A 3121-nucleotide genomic window follows, 5' to 3' on the forward strand; every position below is an offset into this window, starting at 1 on the left:
CGCCCGGCGCGCCGGGGTCGCCCGGCATGCCGGGCCCGGCCGGCGGACCCTCCTCGGGCGCGCCGCGGCCCAGTGTCGTGATCCGGTGCACGCGTTCGGACATGGCGACGATCCTAGGCGGCGCGGATGGGAACGTCGCGGGAACCCGCCCCTCGGGGCGGGGGCTTGACGATGCGTCAGCGCGTGCCGTAGTCGGCGTTGTAGCGGTCGAGCACCTCGTCGATCCCCGCGTCGAGGACGAGCGCGCCCTTGTCGAGGTAGAGGCCGCGCGTGCAGAACCGCCGCAGGTCGCGCTCGTTGTGGGAGACGAAGAAGAGCGTGCGCCCGCCCTCGAGGAGTTCCTCGATGCGGCGATAGCACTTCTCGCGGAACGCCTTGTCGCCGACCGCCAGCACCTCGTCGACGAGCAGGATCGGCTCCTCGAGCTGCGAGATCACCGCGAACGCGATGCGCACCTTCATGCCGCTCGAGAGGTGCTTGTACGGCGTGTCGAGGAAGTCGCCGATCTCGGCGAACTCGATGATCTCGTCGAACTTGTCGTCGATCTGCGCACGTGTCATGCCGTGCAGGCCTGCCGTGAGGTACACGTTGTCGCGGACGGTCAGGTCGTCGACGAACCCGCCGGTGATCTCGATGAGCGGCGCGACGCCGCCTTCGACGATCACCGCTCCCTCGTCGGGCAGCATGACCCCGGCGACGAGCTTCAGCAGGGTCGACTTGCCCTGTCCGTTGCGCCCGACCACGCCGATCGCCTCGCCCGGGCGCACGTCGATCGACACGTTGCGGAGGGCCCAGAACTCGTCGGGCCGGATCCTGCGGCGCCGCCGGGAGAGGAGGTCCTTGAACGACTTCCGACCGCGGCGATTGCGCCGGAACCGCACGCCGAGGTCGTTCGCGCGGATGGCGGTCTCTGGCATCAGATCTCCTTCAGCACCTGGCGCTCTGAGCTCCGGAACACCCAGAGGCCGAGGCCGAGGAACGCGAGCGACATGGCGGCGGCGACGCCGACGGCGAACCAGTCGAGCTCGCCCGGGAAGATCGCGGAGCGGTACAGGCCGAAGATCCCGGTGAGCGGATTGAAGGCGGCCCAGAAGTGCAGCGACTCGGGCAGGTTGCTCGTTCCGTAGACGATGGGCGAGGCGTAGAAGAGGAAGCGCAGGATGAGCTTGGTCGCGCGCTCGAGATCGCGGAAGAAGACCACGAGCGGCGCGACGATGAGCCCGAGGCCGGCGGTCAGCATCGCCTGCAGGAGGATGGCGAGCGGGAACAGGACCACCTCCCAGCCGATGCGGATGTCCTCGCCGAACCAGGCGGCGAGCAGCACGAACAGCAGGAGCACCGGGATCGAGAGCAGGAACTCGATGCCCTTCGAGAGCACGATCCGGTTGACCCAGATGGTCCGTGGCAGCTTCGTGGATCGGACGAGCTTGGCGTCCTTCAGGAACGCGCGGGTCGAGTCGGAGACCGCGCCGTTGAACCACATCCAGGGCAGCAGCCCCGCGAGCAGGAAGACGATGTACGGTTCGGTGCCGACCGGTCGCTGGAAGACCTGCGTGAAGACGAACCAGTAGATGCCCGCCATGACGAGCGGGTCGAGCACCGACCAGAGGTAGCCGAGCGCCGACGTCGAGTACCGGACCTTGAGGTCGCGCGTGGTGAGCAGCCACAGCGAATGCCGGTAGCCGTCCCATGGCGTCCGCGTGAACGGATGCGAGTCGGCGTAGCTCATCACGGTCTCATCGTAGATGCCCGGAGGCGACCCTCCGAACCGGCTGCGGGGCCGCGTCGCGGCGCGCAACGACCGCAGATGCGAGAAGCGGATGCCGCGACCGGCATCCGCTTCTCACGCTGTGGGTGGTGCGCAGGTCACACGAAGTGGTTCGCGCGCTCCAGGTCCTCGGCGAAGTCGATCTCGACCGCGTACAGGTCGGAGACGTCCATGGGCTCGACCAGCAGGCCGTTCTTCTCGATCGCGAGCTCGAGGCCGCGCTCGAAGTAGTCCTGGTCGCCGACGCGCTGGAGGTGCGCGAGGAACGTGGCCTTGTCGCGGCCGGAGATGTAGTTGATGCCGACCGCCTCGCCGAGACCGCCCTTGACGGTCTTGGAGAGCTCCTTGATGTAGCCCTCGGCCGTCGTCGTGTACTTCACCTCTTCGTCGGACACCTTCGCGGTGTTGACGGTCACGAACGACTGGTCGCGGGCGATGAAGGCGAGCGCGCGGTCGAGGATCGCCGGATCGAAGACCACGTCGCCGTTCATCCACAGCACGCCGCCCTGCTGCGACGCCTGGAGCGCGCGCATGAGCGACTTCGAGGTGTTCGTCTGGTCGTACTCCTCGTTGTAGACGAAGGACGCCTGCGGGAACGCCTCGATGATGTGCTCGAGCTTGTAGCCGACGACGATCGTCACGACGGCGTTGCGGCCGAACGCGTGCTCGATGTTGTCGAACTGCTGGCGCATGATCGTGCGTCCGTCGCTGAGCTCGGTGAGCGGTTTGGGGAGGGAACGCCCGAGCCGGCTCCCCATGCCGGCTGCGAGGATCACGATCTGCGTGGTCATGACATCTCCTTCGTCGATCGGATGCCGGAGCACTCGATTCGGTTCGAGTTCACCGGGGATTCATCCGCAAGTTCACTTCTGGACACGCCGTTATGCCGAGACTCAGGATACCGGACGGCCGGAGTCCCCGCTGGGGGTTGCGCTCGAGCCGTAGTGCGATTGTGATGCGACGAGGGGGAACACGCCCCAATCGGACGGTTCCGCCCGCTCCGACGTGAATTCGCTGTGAGAGGTCCACGGCTGCGGTCGAGGGGGTTGGTAGGTTGTCGTGGTGACTTCCGTTTCGCGATCAGGTCCTGACGACGAGACTCCCGAAGGCACGGGCACGGGGGTGTCTGATCGTCGGGGGGAATCCGTCGCGTCCGAACAGGGGCGTGACGGATCCGCCCGCGCGGGCGGGAAGTCCGCGGGCCGGACCACCGCGTCCAAATCCGCCGCCGCGCGCTCGAGCGCCGCGAAGGCCGCGGCATCCAAGTCGGCGGCGACCAAGTCGTCGTCGAAGTCCACCGCGGCCAAGTCCGCCGCGACGCGTTCGACCGCCGCCAAGCGGGCGTCCGCCGCC

At 67.7% G+C, this 3121-nt stretch carries 4 protein-coding genes; 1 reads left to right on the top strand and 3 read right to left on the bottom strand.

The window, feature by feature from the left end; translation table 11 throughout:
- Positions 1-176: 176 nt before the first annotated feature.
- From ESO86_RS14325 to ESO86_RS14335, 3 genes are all read right to left on the bottom strand, one after another.
- Positions 177-917, bottom strand: a complete 741-nt coding sequence (locus ESO86_RS14325) for an ABC transporter ATP-binding protein (RefSeq protein WP_129235601.1) — start codon at positions 915-917, stop codon at positions 177-179.
- Positions 917-1729, bottom strand: a complete 813-nt coding sequence (locus ESO86_RS14330; RefSeq protein WP_129235603.1) for an ABC transporter permease — start codon at positions 1727-1729, stop codon at positions 917-919. Before ESO86_RS14330 ends, ESO86_RS14325 begins: the two co-directional genes overlap by 1 nt.
- 137 nt (positions 1730-1866) lie before the next feature.
- Complete coding sequence (locus tag ESO86_RS14335; RefSeq protein WP_129235602.1) at positions 1867-2559, bottom strand: phosphocholine cytidylyltransferase family protein; 693 nt, start codon at positions 2557-2559, stop codon at positions 1867-1869.
- A 331-nt stretch (positions 2560-2890) separates the two neighbouring features.
- Here ESO86_RS14335 and ESO86_RS19810 point away from each other — a divergent pair.
- Positions 2891-3121: hypothetical protein (locus ESO86_RS19810; RefSeq protein ID WP_207207155.1), on the top strand; the 231-nt coding region annotated here is incomplete at its 3' end.

The organism is Agromyces binzhouensis (assembly GCF_004135055.1).
Lineage (GTDB): Bacteria > Actinomycetota > Actinomycetes > Actinomycetales > Microbacteriaceae > Agromyces > Agromyces binzhouensis.